This is a genomic window from Capnocytophaga canis (genome assembly GCF_000827555.1).
In the GTDB taxonomy this organism is placed as follows: Bacteria; Bacteroidota; Bacteroidia; order Flavobacteriales; family Flavobacteriaceae; genus Capnocytophaga; species Capnocytophaga canis.
Genome location: NZ_CDOI01000159.1, coordinates 1 through 20,336, shown reverse-complemented (window position 1 = coordinate 20,336; position 20,336 = coordinate 1). Strand labels below are relative to the sequence as shown.

The window sequence follows — 20,336 nt, the reverse complement described above, 5'->3', positions numbered from 1 at the left end:
TCAGAGCGGCGGCTCCGTATTCCGACAAAGGTTCAGAAGCCAACAAAGCCACCATCAAAGTTCTGGACGAGGGCATCGCCGCCAAACGAAAACTCAACCCAACCGCCTCCCTGCAACAACAGATACAGCTATTAGAAGAAGTAAAAGCCTTGTTTTAATCGGGATTTTTTTAATGAAAAGGAAATTTGAAAAGGTTTTTACAAGCAAATATTTTTAATCAGAAATATTTGACATACAGAAAATTATTATAATTTTGTGGCTGGTATCGTGTTTTTTGAACTAACTCAACAAAAATTTATAAAATACAAATTATGTATCAAGATTATTCTAACTGGGAAACATTCGAATATAAATTAAGTTCTTTAAATCTTGATTTACAAAATCCTAGAATTAATTATTACGGAAAAGCTCTAAACCAAAACCAGATTATGAAGTTTCTTATAGAAAATGAAGGGGTTTATGAATTAGCTAAAAAAATTTCAGAGGAAGGTTATTATGTTGGAGAAGAGCCAATAATATGTATAGAGGGAGATAAGAAAATTGTGCTAGAAGGAAATAGAAGGGTAGCAGCGTTAAAGCTTTTGCAGAATCCTAAAAAATATTTACCAGAAACAAAAGCAAATATTTTATTAAAAAATATCTCAGATAATAATTTTTCTGTTAATTCAAAAAGATGTTATATTGCCCCCAATAGAATTTTAGCTAACCCAATTATTTATAGCCGACATAGAGGAGAAACCTTGAAGAAATGGAAGACAGGAAATCAATATTCTTTTGTCGCAGATATGTATTATAAAGATGGATTAAGTTTAAATGACATATGCGAGTTGTTAAATGAGACACCTAGTAGGGTTAAAAAATATTTGAAAGCATATAATTTATTTTTTGAGGCTCAACAATTATATTTAGAAGAAAATGGAGAGTTTATAGAGATTTCAAATTTTGATATAACTAACCTTGAAAGATTTTATGATTATAAAGAAGGTCAAGAATTTTTAGGTATAGATTTTTCAGAAGAAGATGGAAGTTTGAATATTAAAATTCCTGTTGAAGAGTTTAATAAGAGACTATTATATATTTTTGAAGAGTTATTAACTAGTGCTGGTTTTTCAAGAGAATTTAACAATGAAAGTCAAAAAAAGGAATATATAGAAAGTTTAAGACAAAATCCTTTATTTGATTTTGGGGTAGGTAATAATCAAAACACAAAAAAAGGTAAAACATCCGAGAATAGAAAAAACTTGGAGGAAGAAAAAAAGAAAACCAACCCAAGACGAAAAACTAGAACAAGCTCCAATACACCAAAGCGCATTATTCCTCGTGATTGCTATATTTATTTTGAAAATGAAAAATTGAATTCATTGTTTTATGAATTAAAATCTTTGCCAATTGAAAGAGAATATTCTTTTGCTATTTTATTAAGAACATATTTAGAGCAAGTTCTATACCATTACATCGAAAAAAAGAATTTAACTGAAGATTTTCAGAGAAAAATAATCGAAGAAAGAAGAAAAAATACAGAAGCAAAAATTAATACTCTTACCAAATATTTAAAAGGTGAATATAGTATAAATGAAGAAATAGATACTGAAAAAATAATGGAAATACTCAAATTTAATGATAATAAAGGATATGTAAACAGTAGTTTAAAAACAATGTTAGATTATATAAAAAAACAACATTTAGCAAAACTGATTTGTGATACTAGTAAATTAAAAAGTATCAGTGACTATCTTGAAAATGTAAAACAAGGCTTAGATTTAGCTGTACACAACATTGATTACATTATTGATTTTAATGTAAATAAAAGAGCTTGGAATACTCTGGAACCGTTATTTGTATCTCTTTCTGATAATTTAAATAATGAATGATGCATTATTCACCTTTGAGATATCCTGGCGGAAAAAATAAGCTGTCCGCATTTATAGCAAAAATCTGTATCGATAATGATATTAATGGGCATTACGTGGAACCCTATTCGGGTGGTGCCTCGGTGGCTCTATTCTTATTAATGGAAGGATATGTATCCAAAATAACAATCAATGATAAAGATAGGTCAATATATGCATTTTGGCATTCTGTTTTGAATAATACAGAAAAGCTTTGCTATTTAATTGAACAAGCGGAATTCTCCATCGAAGAATGGAGAAAACAGAAATCTATTCAAAGTAGAAAAGAAAAAGCCGATTTATTAGAACTAGGTTTTTCTACTTTTTATTTAAACAGAACCAATAGATCTGGGATAATTAATGCAGGAGTCATAGGAGGAATAAGGCAAAACGGAAACTACCTTATGGATTGTAGGTTTAATAAAGTTGATCTTATTAATCGAGTGAAAAAAATTGCAAAAAGGAAAAAAAATATTCGCCTGTATAATGAAGATGCTGTAAATCTCATCGATAAAATTCAGAAAGAAACCAAAGATAATAATACTATATTTTATTTTGACCCTCCTTATTACCTAAAAGCCCGTACATTGTATATGAATCATTATCAATATGGAGATCACAAACAAGTAAGTGAAAAAATAAAAAATATTCAAAATATACATTGGATTGTTTCTTACGATAATGTACCTGAGATTAAAGAGCTTTATAAAGAATTTTCAAAAAAAGAATACTCATTTAAGCACACTGCATATGATTCTAGGGATGGAAAGGAAATTTTATTTTTTTCCAACAAACTGAAACAGCCACAAGAAAAAGATTGGAATCCTTTAAATTATAAATTGTTCAATAAGAAAATAATGTATAAGGAAAAATAAAAATAAATCCAAATTAAGAACAGCTAATCAAAAATGAATCTCCATACGATTTTTACGGAAAACTTTTCCTTGGGAAAGGAAATCGTAATCCCAAGAGGAGCGTTTTTAAAAACGCCCGATACGAAAGATACGCATATTTATCTTGTGAAAGAAGGGAGTTTGAAAATCGGATATTTTGTGAGCGAACTAATGCAAAAAGTTTCTCTTTTGACTCTCTATTGGGGCATCGCGAAACTGTACCTCGTACAAATTTCGGTAGTATCCGTTTTCGAGTTTCAAAAGTTCGTCATGTTTACCCATTTCTACGATTTTTCCTTTATCGAGTACAATGATTTTGTCTGCTTTTTTCACTGTTGTCAATCGGTGAGCGATGATGATGGAAGTACGTCCTTGAGTAATTTTTTCTGTAGCCTCCTGTATCAGTCTTTCGGAATGTGAATCGACGGATGAGGTGGCTTCATCAAGGATAAGTATCTGAGGTTTATTTACATAAGCACGAAGAAAGGCGATGAGTTGTCGCTGTCCTGCCGAAAGCATGGTACCTCGTTCTTTGACGTTATAGTGGTAACCGTTTGGCAATTGCATAAAGAAATCGTGTACTCCAATGCTCTTTGCAGCTTCGATTACTTCTGCTTCCGTGATATTCGTATTTCCGAGGGTAATATTGTTCAAAATACTGTCCGCAAATAGCAGTACATCTTGTAGTACGACTGCAATATGACTACGCAACGATGTTAACTGAACATCCTTTATGTTTGTATTATCAATATAGATTGCCCCTGCTTTAATATCATAAAATCGATTTAACAGATTGATAATCGTACTTTTACCTGCTCCCGTAGCCCCGACGATAGCAATGGTTTCACCTTGTTGCACCTCAAAACTGATTCCATGCAAAATTTCCTCTCCTTCAACATATTCAAAGTATACATCTTCAAAACGTATTTGCCCTTTAACTTCTGTAAGAATTGTAGTACCATTAACTTCACTGTCTTGTGTCGATTCCAAAATTGCAAACACACGTTGCGATGCTATGATTCCCATCTGCAAGGTATTGAACTTATCGGCAATATGTCGCAACGGACGAAAAAGCATCTGTGTCAGTTGAATGAATAAGAAAATAGTCCCTAAATCAAAAGTACGTTCAGTAACAGCGTTATAACCTCCATACCATACAATTAAAGCAATGGTTACGGATACCGCCAAATCCCCAACAGGAAAGAAAATAGAGTTGTACCAAATGGTTCGTAACCACGCTTTTTTATGTTTTTCGTTGATGGCTTTGAACTTGTCTAACTCGACTCCTTCTTGGGAAAATAATTGCAATATTTTGATTCCTGAAATACGTTCCTGCACGAACGAATTCAGATTTGCCACCTCTTTCCGCACTTCCACAAAGGCTGATTTCATCGATTTTTGAAACCAACGTGTCATGTATAAAATGAAAGGCATTGTAACAAAAGATATGAGTGCTAATCGCCAATCAATCACAAACATAACTACTGAAATCACTACCATTTTCAGCAGATCACTCACAATTTCAAACAACCCTGAGCTAAAAACCTCACCGATACGTTCCGTGTCATTCACCGTACGAGTAACCAACACTCCTACCGATGATTTATCATAGTATTTCATTTTGAAACCCAGCAAGTGAGCAAACAATTTTTTACGAATATCACGAATAACGGATTGTCCTGTCCAATTAGCAAAATAAGAAAATAAAAACTGAATGAACACCTCTAAAAGTAGTAGTCCTAATAAAATATAAGTAACAACCAACAATCCTTCATAATTTTTAGCCGTAATATAGTCATCAATAGCTATTTTTATCATATACGGTTGGGATGCAGAAAGTATTGATGCCATTATGGCAAAAAGAGCTACAAGAAAAAACGTAAGACGGTAAGGTTTTACGAATTGATATAATTGTATTAAAGTTTGTTTATTATTTTGATGTATTTTTGACATTTTCTTACTTCATTTAAGAAATCATATTAAATAAGTTATCTTAAAATTTTGATTACAAGCTCTTTAAGTAAATCAGATTGTGACATGTTTACCGAACCAACTCCTTTACTTTTCATATCAATTTCTCGCAGCTTTTCAATGATTCCACTGACAGTTTTCATTGGATAGTTCCGAGCAGCAATGTGATATTCTTTCACAAAATATGGGTTTTTACCGAGAACCTTTGCCACATTTTGGTCAGATTGATCCGTAAGTCCGTGATAAGCTAGTAATTCTTGAAAAAAAGTATAGAGTGTTCCAAGTGTAACCACAATTGGGTTATCTTTCGGATTATCAGCAAAGTAGTTAATAATACGCATGGTTTTCAACTCATCACGCTCACCTAAAGCTCTACGAAGTTCAAAATTGTTAAAATCCTTACTGATTCCTATATTTTTTTCAATTATCTCAGGAGTAATTTCTGAGTTTTGTGGTACAATGATAGCTAACTTATCCAATTCATTAGCTATACGACTCAAATCGGTTCCTAAAAATTCCACCAACATTTGAGTTGCTTTGGGTTGTATTGTGTATTTTTTTTCTTTTAACACTTCTGAAATCCAAGGAATTACGTCTTTTTCATAAAGTTTTTTACTCTCAAGAAGCACACCGTTTTTTGCTAAACTCTTAACAAGTTTTTTGCGTTTATCCAAAGTTTTGTACTTGTAGCACATTACTAAAACCGTAGTAGGTGTACAATTCTCAACATAAGGAACCAAATCTTCAATAGAATTCCCTAAATTTTGAGCTTCTTTAACTATTATTACCTGATGAGAAGCCATCATTGGGAAGCGTTTGGAATTATTCACAATATCGCTTACCGACACATCTTGCCCATAGAGTATCATTTGATTAAATCCCTTTTCATCTTCCGATAGTACGTTGTTTTCGATATAGTTAGCAATTTCATCGATGAAATAGGGCTCATCTCCCATTAGGAAATAAATAGGGGCAATCTGTCCTTTTTTTATATTTGCGATAATGGATTTAGATTCTTTCATTTGTAGATAAATAGTAGAGTGCAAAGATAGTGAAAACTTCTTCGCAAACCCTCGCTGATTTCTAAAAATGTATATTAGGCTTCTAACAAAACAAAAAGGCCAACAAACAAAAGTTGTTAGCCTTTTTTATTATTCTTTCAAACTAATGATTACATCATTCCAGGCATTCCTCCGCCCATTGGTGGCATTCCTGCTCCTGCTTTCTCATCTTTTATATCAACCAAAGCACATTCAGTTGTTAAAATCATTCCTGCTACAGAAGCTGCATTTTCCAACGCTACGCGAGTTACTTTTTTAGGGTCAATGATTCCTGCTTTGAACATATCAGCGTATTGATCTGTTTTGGCATTATATCCAAATGTGTCACGCGATGATTCCGTCACTTTAGCTACAACTACTGAACCTTCAACACCAGCATTTTCCACAATCGTTCTCAATGGAGCTTCCAGTGATTTTGCTACTATTTGGATTCCTGTTGCTTCATCTGCATTCACAGGTTTAAGTTTTGCTAAAACAGATTTTGCACGAAGTAAAGCAATTCCTCCACCAGCTACGATACCTTCTTCAACAGCAGCACGAGTTGCGTGAAGAGCATCATCAACGCGGTCTTTTTTCTCTTTCATCTCTACTTCCGAAGCGGCACCAACGTAAAGAACAGCTACACCTCCAGACAATTTTGCCAAACGCTCTTGCAATTTTTCACGGTCATAATCAGAAGTTGTTACTTCAATTTGAGCTTTAATCTGATTTACACGAGCTTTTATTTGTTCAGCATCACCAGCTCCATTTACAACAGTTGTATTATCCTTGTCGATAGAAACTTTTTCTGCTGTACCAAGCATATCGATAGTTGCATTTTCAAGAGTAAATCCTCTTTCTTCAGCGATAACTGTTCCTCCTGTTAAGATTGCGATATCTTCCAACATTGCTTTTCTTCTGTCACCAAATCCAGGAGCTTTTACAGCTGCAATACGAAGTGTTCCTCTCAATTTATTAACCACCAATGTAGCTAAAGCCTCTCCGTCAATGTCTTCTGCAATGATTAACAACGGCTTACCTGATTGAGCAACAGGCTCTAACACAGGAAGTAAGTCTTTCATTGTAGAGATTTTCTTATCGTACAATAAGATGTAAGGTCTGTCCAATTCAGCAACCATTTTCTCTGAATCTGTCACGAAGTAAGGAGATAAATATCCTCTATCGAACTGCATTCCCTCCACCACATCTACGTAAGTGTCAGTACCTTTAGCCTCTTCAACAGTGATAACACCTTCTTTTCCTACTTTTTCGAAAGCAGCGGCAATCAACTCACCGATAGTATCGTCGTTATTTGCTGAAATAGAAGCTACTTGACGGATTTTCTCAGAAGAAGAACCAACTTCTTTTGCTTGTTTTGCTAAATTCTCAACGATTTTTGTAACAGCTTTGTCAATTCCGCGTTTCAAATCCATCGGGTTTGCACCAGCAGCAACGTTTTTCAGACCTTCTTTAACGATGGCTTGAGCCAAAACAGTGGCAGTAGTAGTTCCGTCACCAGCCAAATCATTGGTTTTTGAAGCAACTTCTTTCACCATTTGAGCTCCCATATTTTCAAGAGCATCTTCTAACTCAACTTCTTTTGCTACAGTTACACCATCTTTGGTAATATGAGGAGAACCAAATGATTTACTGATAATTACGTTTCTTCCTTTCGGACCTAAAGTAACTTTTACTGCGTTTGCTAATGCATCAACGCCACGTTTTAAGCCTTCGCGGGCTTCTATATCAAATTTTATTTCTTTTGCCATTTTTATTTCTTTGCTTTTAGCGGTTAGCTTTTGGCCATTAGCTTTCCGCAGATTATTTTATTAATTTATTACGTAATGATACTAATTGTTTTTTGATTAAGATTAAGTCATTATTCAAGATTTCAAAATCATCTTGGCTGATGTAACCCAAATCCTTTGCTAATAACAATTGATTTTCAGCTTCATTTGATGAACCAAGAGCAATATTGATAAAATTTGCGAATTCTTTTTCGGAAACTCTGCCCGCTCCTTCCGAGATGTTATACGAAATGGATGCAAAAGATCTTCTTATTTGTGAAGTGAGTCCAAAAATTTCTTCTTTTGGAAAGTTTTTAGTGACTTGATAAATATTTAAAACCAAGCTGTGGCTTAACTGCCAAACTACAATTTTTTTGAAATCTCTCATTTTATTTTGGTTCTTGCTAATAGCTAAAAGCCAACAGCTAACAGCAATGTTTAAATCACTGCCAAAACATCATTCTCTCTCATAATGAGATAATCTTTCCCTTCTAATTTAAGTTCAGTTCCTGCATATTTACCATAAAGAACTACATCTCCTACTTTCAAGGTAACAGGATTGTCTTTTGTTCCTGCTCCTACCGCAACCACAGTACCTTTTTGTGGTTTTTCTTTTGCAGTGTCAGGAATGATAATACCTGATGCCGTAGTGGTCTCAGCTACCGCTGGTTCAATGACAACTCGGTCAGCCAACGGTCGAATATTTACTTTTGCCATATTTTTATATTATTTTTGTGTTTAAATTTTATTTGCTTAAAGTCAGAAAGTATGCCAAATTAAAATATACTGACATAAAGTCAGTTTACTACCCAAAACATTCCTCTCTTGATATTTTATTCAACTTCCTTAAATTCTGAGAAAAATCCGAAAAGCACCTTACAAAAATGCGAGGTGCTTGTAAAATAGATAAGACTTTTATACTTCTTTTAGTTCGCTGTTTCAGAAGTAGTTCCCGGTTGCTCTGAGCTGTTAGCAGGGGCATTCAAGATGTTATTTTCAATCGGAGCTCCGTCTAATAATCTTGAATCAGAATCTGTTCCTGTTTTGGACTGTAACAAAGTGTTAGCAATCAAAATCAAAGCTGCCAAAAGCGTTGCAAAAGTCCAAGTACTACGCTCTAAAAAGTCACCTGTTTTTTTAACTCCTCCAACTACTTGTGTGTTACCACCAAATGTTGAAGAAAGTCCCCCTCCTTTTGGATTTTGAACCATAATAACCAATCCAAGTAGCAAACATACTACTACAATAAGAACTAAAAAAATGTTGAATGCTGTCATTTTTTATAAATTATTTTGTTGTAAATTTTTTATTTTTTGTATTTGGGTTGCAAAGTAAGCACTTTTTTCTGGATTTTTCAAAATTAATATTTCATAAGCCTGAATTGCTAATTTAAATTTTCGCTGATTTACGTAAACCTGAGCTAATGTTTCGGTCATCAGTTGCTGTGGATCACTCTTAACTTCATCAGCTAAATTCACGTTTGATACATAATCTTTTGACGGCTCTATTTTAGGATTGTTTTCCAAAAATTTGTCAATGAGACGAAATTTTTCTGCTATCTTATCTTCCTTATTTTCAATCTGTTTGTCATGATCTCGTTGCAAAACCTCGTTTTCTTCGGAAATTTGCTCTATCCACTTAGGAATAGACTCAAATGGCTTGCCCGTTTGTTTGTTTTGTTCTTCTTGAGATGAAGTTGTTTTAGCCTCTTGCTTGGGGACGAAGGTTGGATTAAAATCTTCCGTTTTCCCAAATGGATTTGCAAAATTTTCATCTTGCTTTTCATTTTTTGGAATTTGAGGCATAAAATTCGGCACATGTGAGAATCCTTCTTGTCGCTGAGGAGGATTCATTGACTGTGGCTGTTGTGGTAAAATCACTGGTTGAGACAGCGGAATTTCTTGTTGTGAGGGCTTAACTATCGATTGTGGCTGCTCAATTCTACGTTCAAACAATTGCCTTGTAAATTCTTGAATTTGAGTGTTTTTGTCTGTTGAATGAATAAAATCATATAAAATGGAACGGTCCAACACGTGAACCGATGCTAATTTTAGTGCTTTGGAATAACGGTAATCTCCTTGTGTATGCAACAACTTTAGTTGCAACATTCGAGCCGCTTGAAAAAATGGATATTCCTGCACGATGTTATCTAACTCGTGTGCTTGCCGTTCATTAATGGTATGCGGATTTTTTAATATTTCAACAAACTCTTTGACAGTCATTGCGTTACCAATCTGCTAATGAGGCGTTAAAGATATCCTGAGTGATACGTTCAAAAATTTCAGGGATGGCTGTTCCTTTTACGGCACTGAGTTGACTATTCCCTGGATAGTCATAGTAATGAGAAAAACGTTTTTCAAAATCTTTATTCTCTTCGGTGTTGTTTGTGAAACGCACATTAACCGAAATTGTCAATCGGTTTTGGGCTGCTGTTTGTTGAGCTGTTGCCGTCATTGGGGCAATACTGAAATCAATAATTTCGCCCTCGTAAACCAAATCAGCATTCCGATCGGTCAAAGACAAATTGGTCTGATTGTTAATCAAATCCTGTAGTGCAATAGTGAAATCCCTATCTAAGCCAGGCTCTACAATGGGAGCATCATTACGAAAAAAATTCACTTGAAAGGTTTTCGCGTTTCCAGTACTACCTCCCGTAAAATTGTAAATTCCACAGCTAACCATGGCTGTTAGACACAGGGCAAATATCAAAAACTTTCTCATCAATCTACCTAAATAAGTTTCGCAAGGTACACCTTTTTTTTAAATTACACAAGATGTGATGCAAAAAATAGGCGCAAAAAATAAGGATTCATAGTGTTTGTTTTACTTTTTGTTGTATTTTTGCAACTAACAATTATTCCTGAATACAAATCCATGTCACTTCAAAAACATACAACCTTATTTGTTCGTCTTCTGCAAAAAGTGTTTTTTTTGTTGTTTTTCGTTTTATTTTCACTTGGAGGAACGGCTCAAAATAAACAGAAAGAGTTGGAAGAACGCAAAAAAGCACTCATTGAACAGATAAAACAGATGTCTGTACTGCGTTCACAACAGGCAAAACAGCATAAATCGACCGTTTTGCAGATTGAAGAAACCAATGAAAAAATCCAGATGCGCTCACGCCTTATTCAAATTACACAACAACAGGCAAATTTACTGTCGAAAGAAATTGATGAAAACGAAAAACAATTGGGCTCACTCAAAAAAGATTTGGATTTTCACAAATCAGAATACGCTAAACTCATCGAACAATCGTACAAAAGCAAATCCTCTCAAAATCGATTGATGTTTTTATTATCGTCGGAAAGCTTTTGGCAGGGATACAAACGTTTATCCTACATGAAGCAATATGTGGATTATCGGAAGAAACAGGTTTTTCTCATTCAAGACAAGTCGAAAAGAATCAAGGAAGTAAACCAAAAATTGGTTTCGCAACACCAAGAGAAAAAGGTAGTTTTGGAGGAAAATCGGCAAGAACAACAAACCCTTAAAGGTGAAAAAAAACAACTAGAGGAGTTAGCAACAACCATACGCAAAAAAGAGCGTGATTATGAAAAACAAATCCGAGAAAAACAAAAACAAGCTGATGCAATTGACCGAGAAATTCAACGATTAATTCGCCTAGCCATTATCGAAGCAAACCGAAAAGAGCGAGAGCGATTGGCAAAAAACAACAAAAACGCGAAATCTTCATCAGAAAACGCGGTTTTTATGCTTACACCTGAATCAAAAAAAGTTGCTGATAGTTTTGAGGCTAATAAAGGAAATTTGATTTGGCCTGTGGTGAAAGGATATAAATCACAAGGCTTCGGGGAGTATAGCGACCCTGTGTACCCAAGTTTGAAACACTACAATAATGGGGTAACCATAGCTACTGAACCTGGGGCTGAAGCAAGGGTTGTCTTTGAAGGTGAAGTGTCTGCTATTCAGTCTATTCCAGGAAGTAATAAAGTGGTACAGGTACGACACGGAAATTATATTACCATCTATTATAACCTAACTGATGTATATGTAAAAAAAGGAGATAAAGTCAAAGCTCGTGATTTTTTAGGAAAAATATTCACCGACAAAAACGGAAAAACGGAAATGAAATTTTTCCTTTATAAAAATACAACTCGTTTAAATCCAGAATTTTGGATACATAAAATGTAAGAAAATGATAAAAAGAATTGTAAATAGAATTACTAATAATCCTTTTATTAAACTATTAAAAACTTCGGGAATGGAATTCATGGATGATAATTGCCTCAAATTGAGTGCATCACTGTCCTATTCTACCATATTTGCATTGCCCTCATTAGCTATTTTGTTAATCTCTTCCGTAGGACTGTTTCATGATTCCAGAGAGGTTTCGGATGAATTCTTCCTACAGATAGCCAATTTGGTAGGCGAAAAATCGGCAGAGCAAATACAAGAAGTCATATTAAACATGAACTTTGATGGGTCAAATCAAATTGCTTATTGGGTAAGTATTGGAACTCTGTTGTTTACCGCATCAGCTGTTTTTGCGGAAATTCAAAGTTCTATCAACTATATTTGGGAACTAAAGGCTAAACCTAAAAAAGGAATAATCAGATTCATTATCAATCGATTACTTTCTTTTGCCATGATTGGAGCCTTAGGGTTTGTACTATTAGTGAGCTTGATTATCAATACGGTCATCGACCTCCTATCTAGGCAACTTGTTAGATTATTTTCTGAAAATACGGTTTATATTGCTCAACTAATTAATGTTGGTATCGTATTTTTGATCGTGACAATCATCTTTAGCTTTATATTCAAAACACTCCCCGATGGAAAACTAAAGTGGAAAGATACGTTTATCGGCGCAGCTTTCACTTCTGTTTTGTTTATGTTGGGTAAATTCATTATTGGAAATTATTTGGTAAATACAGCTAAATTAGACGTTTACGGGGCTACAGGTTCAATTTTAGTATTGTTGCTTTGGGTTTATTACTCAGCAATGATTCTCTATTTTGGAGCTGTTTTCACGAAAAACTACTCCGAGCAGTACGGAACTCCTATTGAGCCAAGCAATTACTCTGTACGAGTAATCATAAAAACGGAGGAAGTTACCTATGCAAAAAAGAAAAATAAATCAGCCTAAGGAAAATGACTTGAAGATTATCTTACCTTCTGCAATTGATCTATGCATTTATTTTTTTTTATAATCGGATACTTTTGGGAGAAATGAGCCTTTCAAAGCCGGAAAAGTAAAATATTAAAAAAACATGGTTATTTTATATACGATAAGTATCTACTTTTTAGGATTTATTTTGCATATAGTAGCATTGTTTAATCCCAAAATACGCCTCTTTATCAGTGGAAGAAAGGATGTTTTTGACATATTACAGTCAAAAATAGCTAAAAATCAGGATTATGTATGGGTTCATGTTGCCTCTCTTGGTGAGTTTGAGCAAGGATTGCCTGTGATTAAAGAACTCAGAAAACATTATAAGGTTGTGGTGACTTTCTTTTCTCCTTCAGGTTATGAAGTACGGAAGAATAGTCCTGAAGCTGATGTGATTGTCTATTTACCATTGGACACACCTCGGAATACAAGAAAATTCATAGATATTATACAGCCCAAGATGGCTGTCTTCGTGAAATATGAGTTCTGGTATCACTATCTTATTACTCTGAAAAAGAGGAATGTACCTACTTTCTTATTGTCAGGAATATTCCGTGAAAAGCAGATTTTTTTCAAGCCTTACGGTGGCATGATGCGCAATGCACTACATTGCTTTAGCCATTTTTTTGTACAAAATCAAAAATCAAAACAATTATTACAATCGATTGGTTTTGAAAACATTACAGTTAGTGGAGATACACGATTTGACCGAGTTACTGAAATTCTACATCGAGATAATCACTTGGATTTCATTGAAAAATTTGTAGGTAACTCTCTCTGCGTGGTATTTGGTAGCTCTTGGGAAGAGGACGAAAGTATCTATGTGGATATAATCAACTCAGGCAAGGAAAACGTAAAATATATCATAGCACCTCATGATATACATACTGAAAAAATTAATGCTTTACGAGAAAAAATACACCTGAAAAGCGTTTTGTTCTCTGAGAAAAAAGACTTTAACACATCTGATTTTCAAGTGTATATTCTAGATACGGTGGGTATTCTAACCAAGGTATATAGCTATGCAGATATTGCTTATGTGGGAGGAGGTATGGGCAACAGTGGTCTGCATAATGTTTTAGAACCTGCTGTGTTTGGAATTCCAGTCATCATCGGGAAGAATTATGAAAAGTTTAATGAAGCTAAAGAATTGGTTGAAAAAGGTGGAGTCATTTCTGTAGATAGTAGTGAAAAACTCCAAAAGATATTATTCTCACTAATTGATTCTCCCATTACACGAGCTGAGATAGGAAATATTAATAGAACATACATCCAAAATCAAAGTGGAGCAACTCAAAAGTTTATGAACTTCGTCAAAAAAAACACTTGTAAATCAGATAGTTATAAAAATTAACACTTTTTAAGATTGATTTTTTTTGATTATTTGTTGCAGAAATCAAAATTTGTTGTACCTTTGCAATCGCAAATCAGAAATGAAAACAAATTCCTCCTTAGCTCAGTTGGTTAGAGCATCTGACTGTTAATCAGAGGGTCACTGGTTCAAGTCCAGTAGGGGGAGCAAAGAGAATCAAGCACTTACAAAAATGTAAGTGCTTTTTTTATTTTTTCGTGTGAAATACAGGCGTGTTTGTCTAAAAAACTATTTTCAAAAGGACGTAATTTGCTTGTTTTGAAAGAGGTTGTAAACTTCCAAAACTAAGCCTAAAATAGGCTATACGCATACATAATGTCCAACGTTTTTCAGTGTCTTTCAACGTCTTGTGACCCCGTTTTTCTCTTCTTTAATAATGCTTACAATCCCAAAAATAGTTTTTCGGCTTATGCAAGACATTTTTCAGCGAACACTTCTCAATTCTATAAAATTCTTCTTCAAAAAGAATTTATGTTTTCAAAAAACATAAATAAATTATAGCGATTTTATTGGGATTCTTTTCAAGTCATTTCCTTTTAAATGAAAACCTTTATGCTAAGTGATATTTTTTATTTCAAAGGAAATTTGCTCCGATGTAGGAGTGTCGTGATGAGTGATTTCTTTCAAATAAAATCCGAAAATAAGTGAGTTTTCTCATCGCTGAGAAGAATTTTTACTGTACTTTCTCTCTTTGAGGAGAATCTTTATCTTTTAGGAAAACAATATTTCTCATTCCCACAAATTCGTATGTAGTTCTTGATTTTAGGTGATACAACTCAATGGTTTGGTCATTAATTACTCGTAGTTCAAAAACCTCTGTATCGCGACCGTACAGCAAAATCAATCGTTTAACATCTTTAAAGTTAGTACTTTCAATGCGGTATGTTCCAAATCCGATTAAGTTACTGTTGTAAAGCGAATGTTTAGTTTCAAAGGCATATGCTCCTTTATTATTAAAAAAGAATAAAAAGTTTTCTTGATCAAACGGATTTTCTAATCCTTGCACACTCGTATGTGATTTTTGCCAAAATTCATACTCTTGCAGAAAATATGCGATATTATCGAAAAATAATTGATTGTAGTCAAATTTAGCTTTTCGGTAGCCGATCAATCGATATACTGCATCGGAATCCAAATCAATCAGATCAATTTCATTGGAAGATATTTGTACTACTTTGAAGTGGAAAACACCATCTCTGTCGTGCGAAATGGTCAGATGATCACCCGAAGTATTGTAACGACCAATCCTAAGACCATAGCCGTTCCCTATAGTGCCTAATCCTACCAAATTGTTATTTGCTGTCACTTCCGTGTTGTAATGAAATGTCATTGTAAAGGCACGGCTAAGCATCGGAATACGAGCATTACCCATTGTTTGATTAATATCAATATGCCACAAATCAAATGAATGTAAAAACTCATGCAAATGTAGTCTATTGTCGTATTTGTCGTCCACAGAGCAACTTGACAGAGTTAGTAACATTAAAATAGGGATGATGAATATTTTTTTCATATCACAACGTATTAAGTAATTCTTTCTTAAATCGTTGTATCAATAGGTATGCCAAAGTTGGATGTGATTATTTTTTTTACAGTTCGCAAATCTATCATTTTTTTCGTATATTTGCCTATTACAATTCTATTTTTCATTACATTATGAAACAGTTTCGTTTTGCATTATCCTTGCGGAAATCAACTATATTTAAAACTTTCCTCTTTTTGGTGGCCTTAATTTTAATTGTCCAAGTGTTTCCAAAAAAAGCTAAATTTAAATATGAATTCCAGAAAGGTAAGCCATGGCAACATGAAACGCTCTACGCTCCATTTGATTTCTCTTTGAAGAAATCGGACGAACAAATCACAGCTGAAAAACGTGCAATAGAAGAGAAATCTGTGGTTTACTATAAAAAGGACACCACTGTTTTCCAAATTTCACAAGTAAAATTTGATGACAGAAAAAATCAGTACTTCCGGAATATTTCACAAGAGAAAAAAGAGAAGTTATTCAGCAAAGGTGCGGATTTTTTGAAATTTGCATATCAAAATGGAGTGATGATTTCTTCAGAATATGTCAAAGGAAGCAACCTAACGATGATTCAGCACAATAATGAAGTTTGTGAGTTGCCGATTGAACAGGTATTCTTTTTAGATGAATTAAATACCAAAATCCGTGATTTTTTTGAAGAGAATGAATACGCTAATTTTACAGATGCGTATTATGATTTATTTTTCGAAGTTCTGCAACCCGATATTAAAATTGATCAGAATTTCACACAAAAAGCCTTGGAGGAAAACCTTAAAGAAATTGTTTATACACGTGGATGGATAAAACAAGGTCAACTTATTATCGCCAAAGGAGAAATGATTGAGGGTGAAAAACTGAATGCTCTTAATTCGTTACAAGCTGAATATCAGTCAGAAAACTGGAATCAAAGCAACTACTATTGGTCGTTACTTGGCTATTATGTTTTGGTTGGGATGGTACTATTTCTAATGGGATTGTATTTGCGAATTTATGAACGCAAAATATTCAAGAACAACACTAAAATTTCAGTAATTCTGTTTAGTGTGTTGTCAATAATTTTGTTGGTAAGTTTCATCGCTCATCGGTTTCCAGACTACATTTATTTGGTACCTGTAGGGATTATTGTGCTGATTCTCAAGTCATTTTTTGATTTGAGAACGGTTATTTTTGTTTTTATAGTTACTGTTTTACTATTGGGCTTTGTTGCTCCAAATAGTTTCCAATTTATTGTAATTCAGATTATTGCAGCATTAACAATTATTATTACCCCAAAAGGACTACATTACCGATTGAATAGTTTTGTGTCGGCAGCTCTCATAACGGGAACCTATTTGATAACTTATATTGCTTTTCATTTTATCACAGAAGGAAGTTATCAGAATATAGACATTTCTTTGCTTACACTCTTTATTCTCAATGGGATAGGAATTCTTTTTTCCCAACCATTGACCTACATTTATGAAAAAGTATTTGGATTAGTGTCCGATGTTTCACTCTTAGAGTTGAGCGACACCAATTCCAAATTGTTACGAGAACTTTCCGACAAAGCACCGGGAACTTTTCAACATTCGATGCAAGTAGCCAATTTAGCTGAAGCCGCCGCAGCCAAGATTGGAGGTAACACTCTATTGGTTCGCGTAGGAGCATTATATCATGACATAGGAAAGATGCTAAATCCAATTTATTTTATTGAAAATCAAAAAACAAGCATTAATCCACATGATAAGTTATCTCCTTTGCAAAGTGCAAAAATTATTATTAATCACGTAACTGATGGTGTGGAATTAGCCCGAAAAAATAAACTACCAAAGCGAGTGATTGATTTCATACGTTCGCACCACGGAACAACACTCACGTACTATTTTTATAAAAAGGAACAAGAACTGAATCCAGATTGTCAAGAAGCAGATTTTAGATATCCGGGTCCCGCTCCTTTTTCAAAGGAAACCGCTATTTTAATGATGGCAGATTCTGTTGAGGCTGCTACAAAAAGTCTCAAAAATCCAACTTACCAAATGATAGACGAGTTTGTAGATAAAATCATTAAAAAGCAATTGGATGAAAATCAGTTTGCTAACGCAGATATTACACTTAGAGAAATCGAAAAGGTAAAGCAAGTCTTTAAAAATAAATTAACGAACATTTATCACGTTCGAATCGCTTACCCAGAGTAGAAAGATTGTATCTCTTAGAAATTTTAGTAAACAAAAACGTTATTTGTATTTTTTTTAGGTAAGAACATTTTATTTTGCGGATAAGAATCTTTCTTCTATTTTTGCTTACTTGAAAAATGACTATGGAAGATACAAATAAAAATCAAGAGCTACGCAGGGGACTGTCCAACAGACACATACAGCTTATTGCTTTGGGAGGAGCTATTGGCACAGGACTTTTTTTAGGTATTGGTTCAGCCGCTGTTCTGGCTGGGCCTTCCGTTATTTTGGGCTATGCCTTGGCAGGCATTATAGCCTTTTTCATTATGCGACAGTTGGGGGAGATGGTAGTTGAAGAACCAGTTTCAGGATCGTTCTCCTATTTTGCCTATAAATACTGGGGAAATTTTGCAGGTTATATCTCAGGATGGAATTACTGGGTGTTGTACATTTTGGTTTCCATGGCTGAACTCACTGCCATTGGTGTTTACGTCCGCTATTGGTGGCCCGAAATTCCGTTATGGGCATCAAGCGGATTTTTCTTCTTAGCCATAACGGCACTCAATTTAGGTTCGGTAAAATTATTTGGGGAGGCCGAATTTTGGTTTGCTATTGTGAAAGTAATCGCGATCATTGCCATGATTCTATTTGGAACATACTTGCTTTTATCAGGTACAGGTGGAGCAGAAGCTACGGTTGAAAATTTGGTAAATAACGGTGGTTTTTTTCCGAAAGGATGGTTTGAAAAAACTGACAGTGGCTACCAAGGACTTTTAGCTGTGATGGCAATCATTATGTTCTCCTTCGGTGGGTTGGAACTCATCGGAATTACTGCAGCTGAAGCCGAAAATCCAGAGAAGAATATTCCCAAAGCTACCAATCAGGTGATTTACAGGATATTAATTTTTTACATTGGAGCGTTGATAATCCTTTTCTCATTAGCTCCGTGGGAAACTATTACCACGAACACAAGTCCCTTTGTGACGGTTTTTGATAATTTGAAAGGATTGAATTTCTCTCTTTTTGGGAAAGAACATTCGGTTACTCATTTGATTGCTAATGCATTGAATATTATAGTTTTAACAGCTGCTCTTTCCGTTTATAATTCTTCAGTTTATAGTAACAGTCGTATGCTTTACGGGCTTTCTGAACAGGGCAATGCACCAAAATTTTTGAAGCATCTGAGTAAAAACGCTGTTCCGATCCGAGCTATCATAGTATCGAGTTGCTTCGTAGCGTTGTGCGTTATCATCAATAAATTTGTACCTGAACAGGCATTTAATATTTTGATGTCGTTGGTAGTTTCATGCTTGATTATCAATTGGGTGATGATTTCATTTACCCATATAAAATTCCGAAAAGTAAAAAACCAAGAACAAGTAAAAGTTAAATTCCCATCAATTTTATATCCTTTTTCTAACTATGTGTCTATTGCTTTTTTGATAGCTATTTTAGGCGTGATGACCCTAACGGGGATGTTGCTTTCTGTGCTATTGATTCCAGTTTGGATTGGAGTTTTAGGACTTAGCTATTTTGTAATCAAGAGGTCGTCAGATAGAAAAAAGACACGTAATAAATCAACCAATTTTAATTAGATTTTCTAGAATTTCAGTAAGTTTTTGTTTTATAAATTTCGGATATATGTTCAACATCAATCATTGCTAAATGATCTAATTTGCTTATTTGTTTAAAAAACACCTTATAACTTTTTTCAAAATTAGAGAAAGCTATATGTATTTTTTCTTATCTTTGCCCTTATTGGCAATGGTTTTCACACGAATCATCTGTTAGTAATTCAAATTATTTTACAAACTCAGTGTGAGAATAAAAATATCCTATGAAAAAAGTAAAATATTATTACGACCCAGAAACGCTTTCTTACAAGCGTATTGCAAGTAAAAAGCGAACAAAGATTAGAAATATTATCCTTTTCTTGGTAGCTTCGGCTCTCTTTGGAGGGATTACGATGTTTCTGATGATAAATATGCGTTTTTTTTATACTCCTCGAGAACTTTCGTTGCAACGAGAAGTAAAGCAATATGAAACCCAATACCAAATCCTAAATAAAAAAATGGAACAAATGGAAGAGGTGTTAGCCAATATTCAGGAGAGAGACAACAATATGTATCGTTTGTATTTTGATGTAGCTCCTATTCCTGAAGAGCAACGAAAAAGTGGTTTTGGAGGAATAAATCGCTATGAACACCTTGAAAATTTCGACAACTCTAAGTTGCTTATTGCTACCACCAAACGTTTAGAAATTTTACAAAAGCAATTAGTAGTTCAGTCAAAATCCTTAGATGAAATTGCAGGGCTTTCTAAAGAGAAAGAGAAATTCTTAGCATCCATTCCTGCGATACAACCAGTTGATAATAAAGATTTAACACGAATAGCTTCTGGCTTTGGGTGGCGAAATGATCCTTTTACGAAAGCGAAAAAATTTCATAACGGAATAGATTTCACAGCACCCACAGGCACACCTATTTACGCCTCAGGCGATGGGGTTATCACACGAGCCGATGACGCTTCCTCGGGGTATGGAAAGCATATTCGTATCGATCACGGCTATGGCTAA

General features: G+C 34.3%; 16 protein-coding genes, 1 tRNA gene and 1 pseudogene. 9 read left to right on the top strand and 9 right to left on the bottom strand.

From position 1 onward, the window contains the following. Positions 1–311 precede the first annotated feature (311 nt). Positions 312–1,871: a ParB N-terminal domain-containing protein gene (locus CCAND38_RS07785; protein ID WP_042344699.1), complete on the top strand. Its 1,560-nt coding sequence runs from the start codon at positions 312–314 to the stop codon at positions 1,869–1,871. Next, positions 1,868–2,764: a DNA adenine methylase gene (locus CCAND38_RS07780; RefSeq protein WP_231550018.1), complete on the top strand. Its 897-nt coding sequence runs from the start codon at positions 1,868–1,870 to the stop codon at positions 2,762–2,764. The genes CCAND38_RS07785 and CCAND38_RS07780 overlap by 4 nt, the downstream gene beginning before the upstream one ends. Before the next feature lie 186 nt (positions 2,765–2,950). On the opposite strand, the gene CCAND38_RS07775 is transcribed toward CCAND38_RS07780, so the two are convergent. The 8 genes from CCAND38_RS07775 to CCAND38_RS07740 all read right to left on the bottom strand — a co-directional run bounded on the left by CCAND38_RS07775 (position 2,951) and on the right by CCAND38_RS07740 (position 10,301). After that, a complete protein-coding gene (locus tag CCAND38_RS07775; protein ID WP_042344698.1) occupies positions 2,951–4,735 on the bottom strand; it encodes an ABC transporter ATP-binding protein in 1,785 nt (594 codons plus the stop codon). A 35-nt stretch (positions 4,736–4,770) separates the two neighbouring features. Beyond that, positions 4,771–5,775 carry a DNA polymerase III subunit delta gene (holA, locus tag CCAND38_RS07770; protein ID WP_042344697.1) on the bottom strand — a complete coding sequence of 335 codons (1,005 nt, stop codon included), beginning with the start codon at positions 5,773–5,775 and terminating at the stop codon, positions 4,771–4,773. Between the two features lie 149 nt (positions 5,776–5,924). Next, complete coding sequence (gene groL, locus CCAND38_RS07765; RefSeq protein WP_042010526.1) at positions 5,925–7,562, bottom strand: chaperonin GroEL; 1,638 nt, start codon at positions 7,560–7,562, stop codon at positions 5,925–5,927. 52 nt (positions 7,563–7,614) lie between these two features. Further along, positions 7,615–7,968, bottom strand: coding sequence for a four helix bundle protein (locus CCAND38_RS07760; RefSeq protein ID WP_042344696.1), 354 nt, complete (start codon positions 7,966–7,968; stop codon positions 7,615–7,617). Between the two features lie 50 nt (positions 7,969–8,018). After that, positions 8,019–8,297 (bottom strand): co-chaperone GroES, encoded by a 279-nt coding sequence (locus CCAND38_RS07755; RefSeq protein ID WP_042010520.1) that lies wholly within the window; start codon positions 8,295–8,297, stop codon positions 8,019–8,021. A gap of 209 nt (positions 8,298–8,506) precedes the next feature. Continuing rightward, entirely contained in the window at positions 8,507–8,857 is a 351-nt protein-coding gene (secG, locus tag CCAND38_RS07750) for a preprotein translocase subunit SecG (protein WP_042010518.1), read from the bottom strand. Between the two features lie 3 nt (positions 8,858–8,860). Further along, positions 8,861–9,802: a DUF8458 domain-containing protein gene (locus CCAND38_RS07745; protein WP_042344694.1), complete on the bottom strand. Its 942-nt coding sequence runs from the start codon at positions 9,800–9,802 to the stop codon at positions 8,861–8,863. A 4-nt stretch (positions 9,803–9,806) separates the two neighbouring features. Continuing rightward, positions 9,807–10,301, bottom strand: a complete 495-nt coding sequence (locus CCAND38_RS07740) for an LptE family protein (protein WP_042010513.1) — start codon at positions 10,299–10,301, stop codon at positions 9,807–9,809. Positions 10,302–10,454: 153 nt separating this feature from the next. On the opposite strand from CCAND38_RS07740, the gene CCAND38_RS07735 reads away from it, so the two are divergent. The 4 genes from CCAND38_RS07735 (at position 10,455) to CCAND38_RS07720 (ending at position 14,230) form a co-directional block, all read left to right on the top strand. Beyond that, positions 10,455–11,732 carry a murein hydrolase activator EnvC family protein gene (locus CCAND38_RS07735; protein ID WP_052458194.1) on the top strand — a complete coding sequence of 426 codons (1,278 nt, stop codon included), beginning with the start codon at positions 10,455–10,457 and terminating at the stop codon, positions 11,730–11,732. 4 nt (positions 11,733–11,736) lie between these two features. Then, positions 11,737–12,687, top strand: a complete 951-nt coding sequence (locus CCAND38_RS07730; RefSeq protein ID WP_231550017.1) for a YihY/virulence factor BrkB family protein — start codon at positions 11,737–11,739, stop codon at positions 12,685–12,687. 124 nt (positions 12,688–12,811) lie between these two features. Continuing rightward, the gene (locus tag CCAND38_RS07725) at positions 12,812–14,065 is read left to right on the top strand and encodes a 3-deoxy-D-manno-octulosonic acid transferase (protein WP_042344693.1); all 1,254 of its coding nucleotides are present in this window, start codon (positions 12,812–12,814) and stop codon (positions 14,063–14,065) included. 91 nt (positions 14,066–14,156) lie between these two features. Further along, positions 14,157–14,230 (top strand) — tRNA-Asn (locus CCAND38_RS07720). Positions 14,231–14,756: 526 nt separating this feature from the next. On the opposite strand, the gene CCAND38_RS07715 is transcribed toward CCAND38_RS07720, so the two are convergent. Further along, positions 14,757–15,596 carry a hypothetical protein gene (locus tag CCAND38_RS07715; protein WP_042344692.1) on the bottom strand — a complete coding sequence of 280 codons (840 nt, stop codon included), beginning with the start codon at positions 15,594–15,596 and terminating at the stop codon, positions 14,757–14,759. A 143-nt stretch (positions 15,597–15,739) separates the two neighbouring features. On the opposite strand from CCAND38_RS07715, the gene CCAND38_RS07710 reads away from it, so the two are divergent. The 3 genes and pseudogenes from CCAND38_RS07710 to CCAND38_RS07700 form a co-directional block, all read left to right on the top strand. Continuing rightward, positions 15,740–17,782 carry an HD family phosphohydrolase gene (locus tag CCAND38_RS07710; RefSeq protein WP_042344691.1) on the top strand — a complete coding sequence of 681 codons (2,043 nt, stop codon included), beginning with the start codon at positions 15,740–15,742 and terminating at the stop codon, positions 17,780–17,782. A 122-nt stretch (positions 17,783–17,904) separates the two neighbouring features. After that, entirely contained in the window at positions 17,905–19,356 is a 1,452-nt protein-coding gene (locus tag CCAND38_RS07705) for an amino acid permease (RefSeq protein ID WP_042344690.1), read from the top strand. A gap of 242 nt (positions 19,357–19,598) precedes the next feature. Then, a pseudogene (locus tag CCAND38_RS07700) lies at positions 19,599–20,336 on the top strand (M23 family metallopeptidase); the annotation flags it as partial.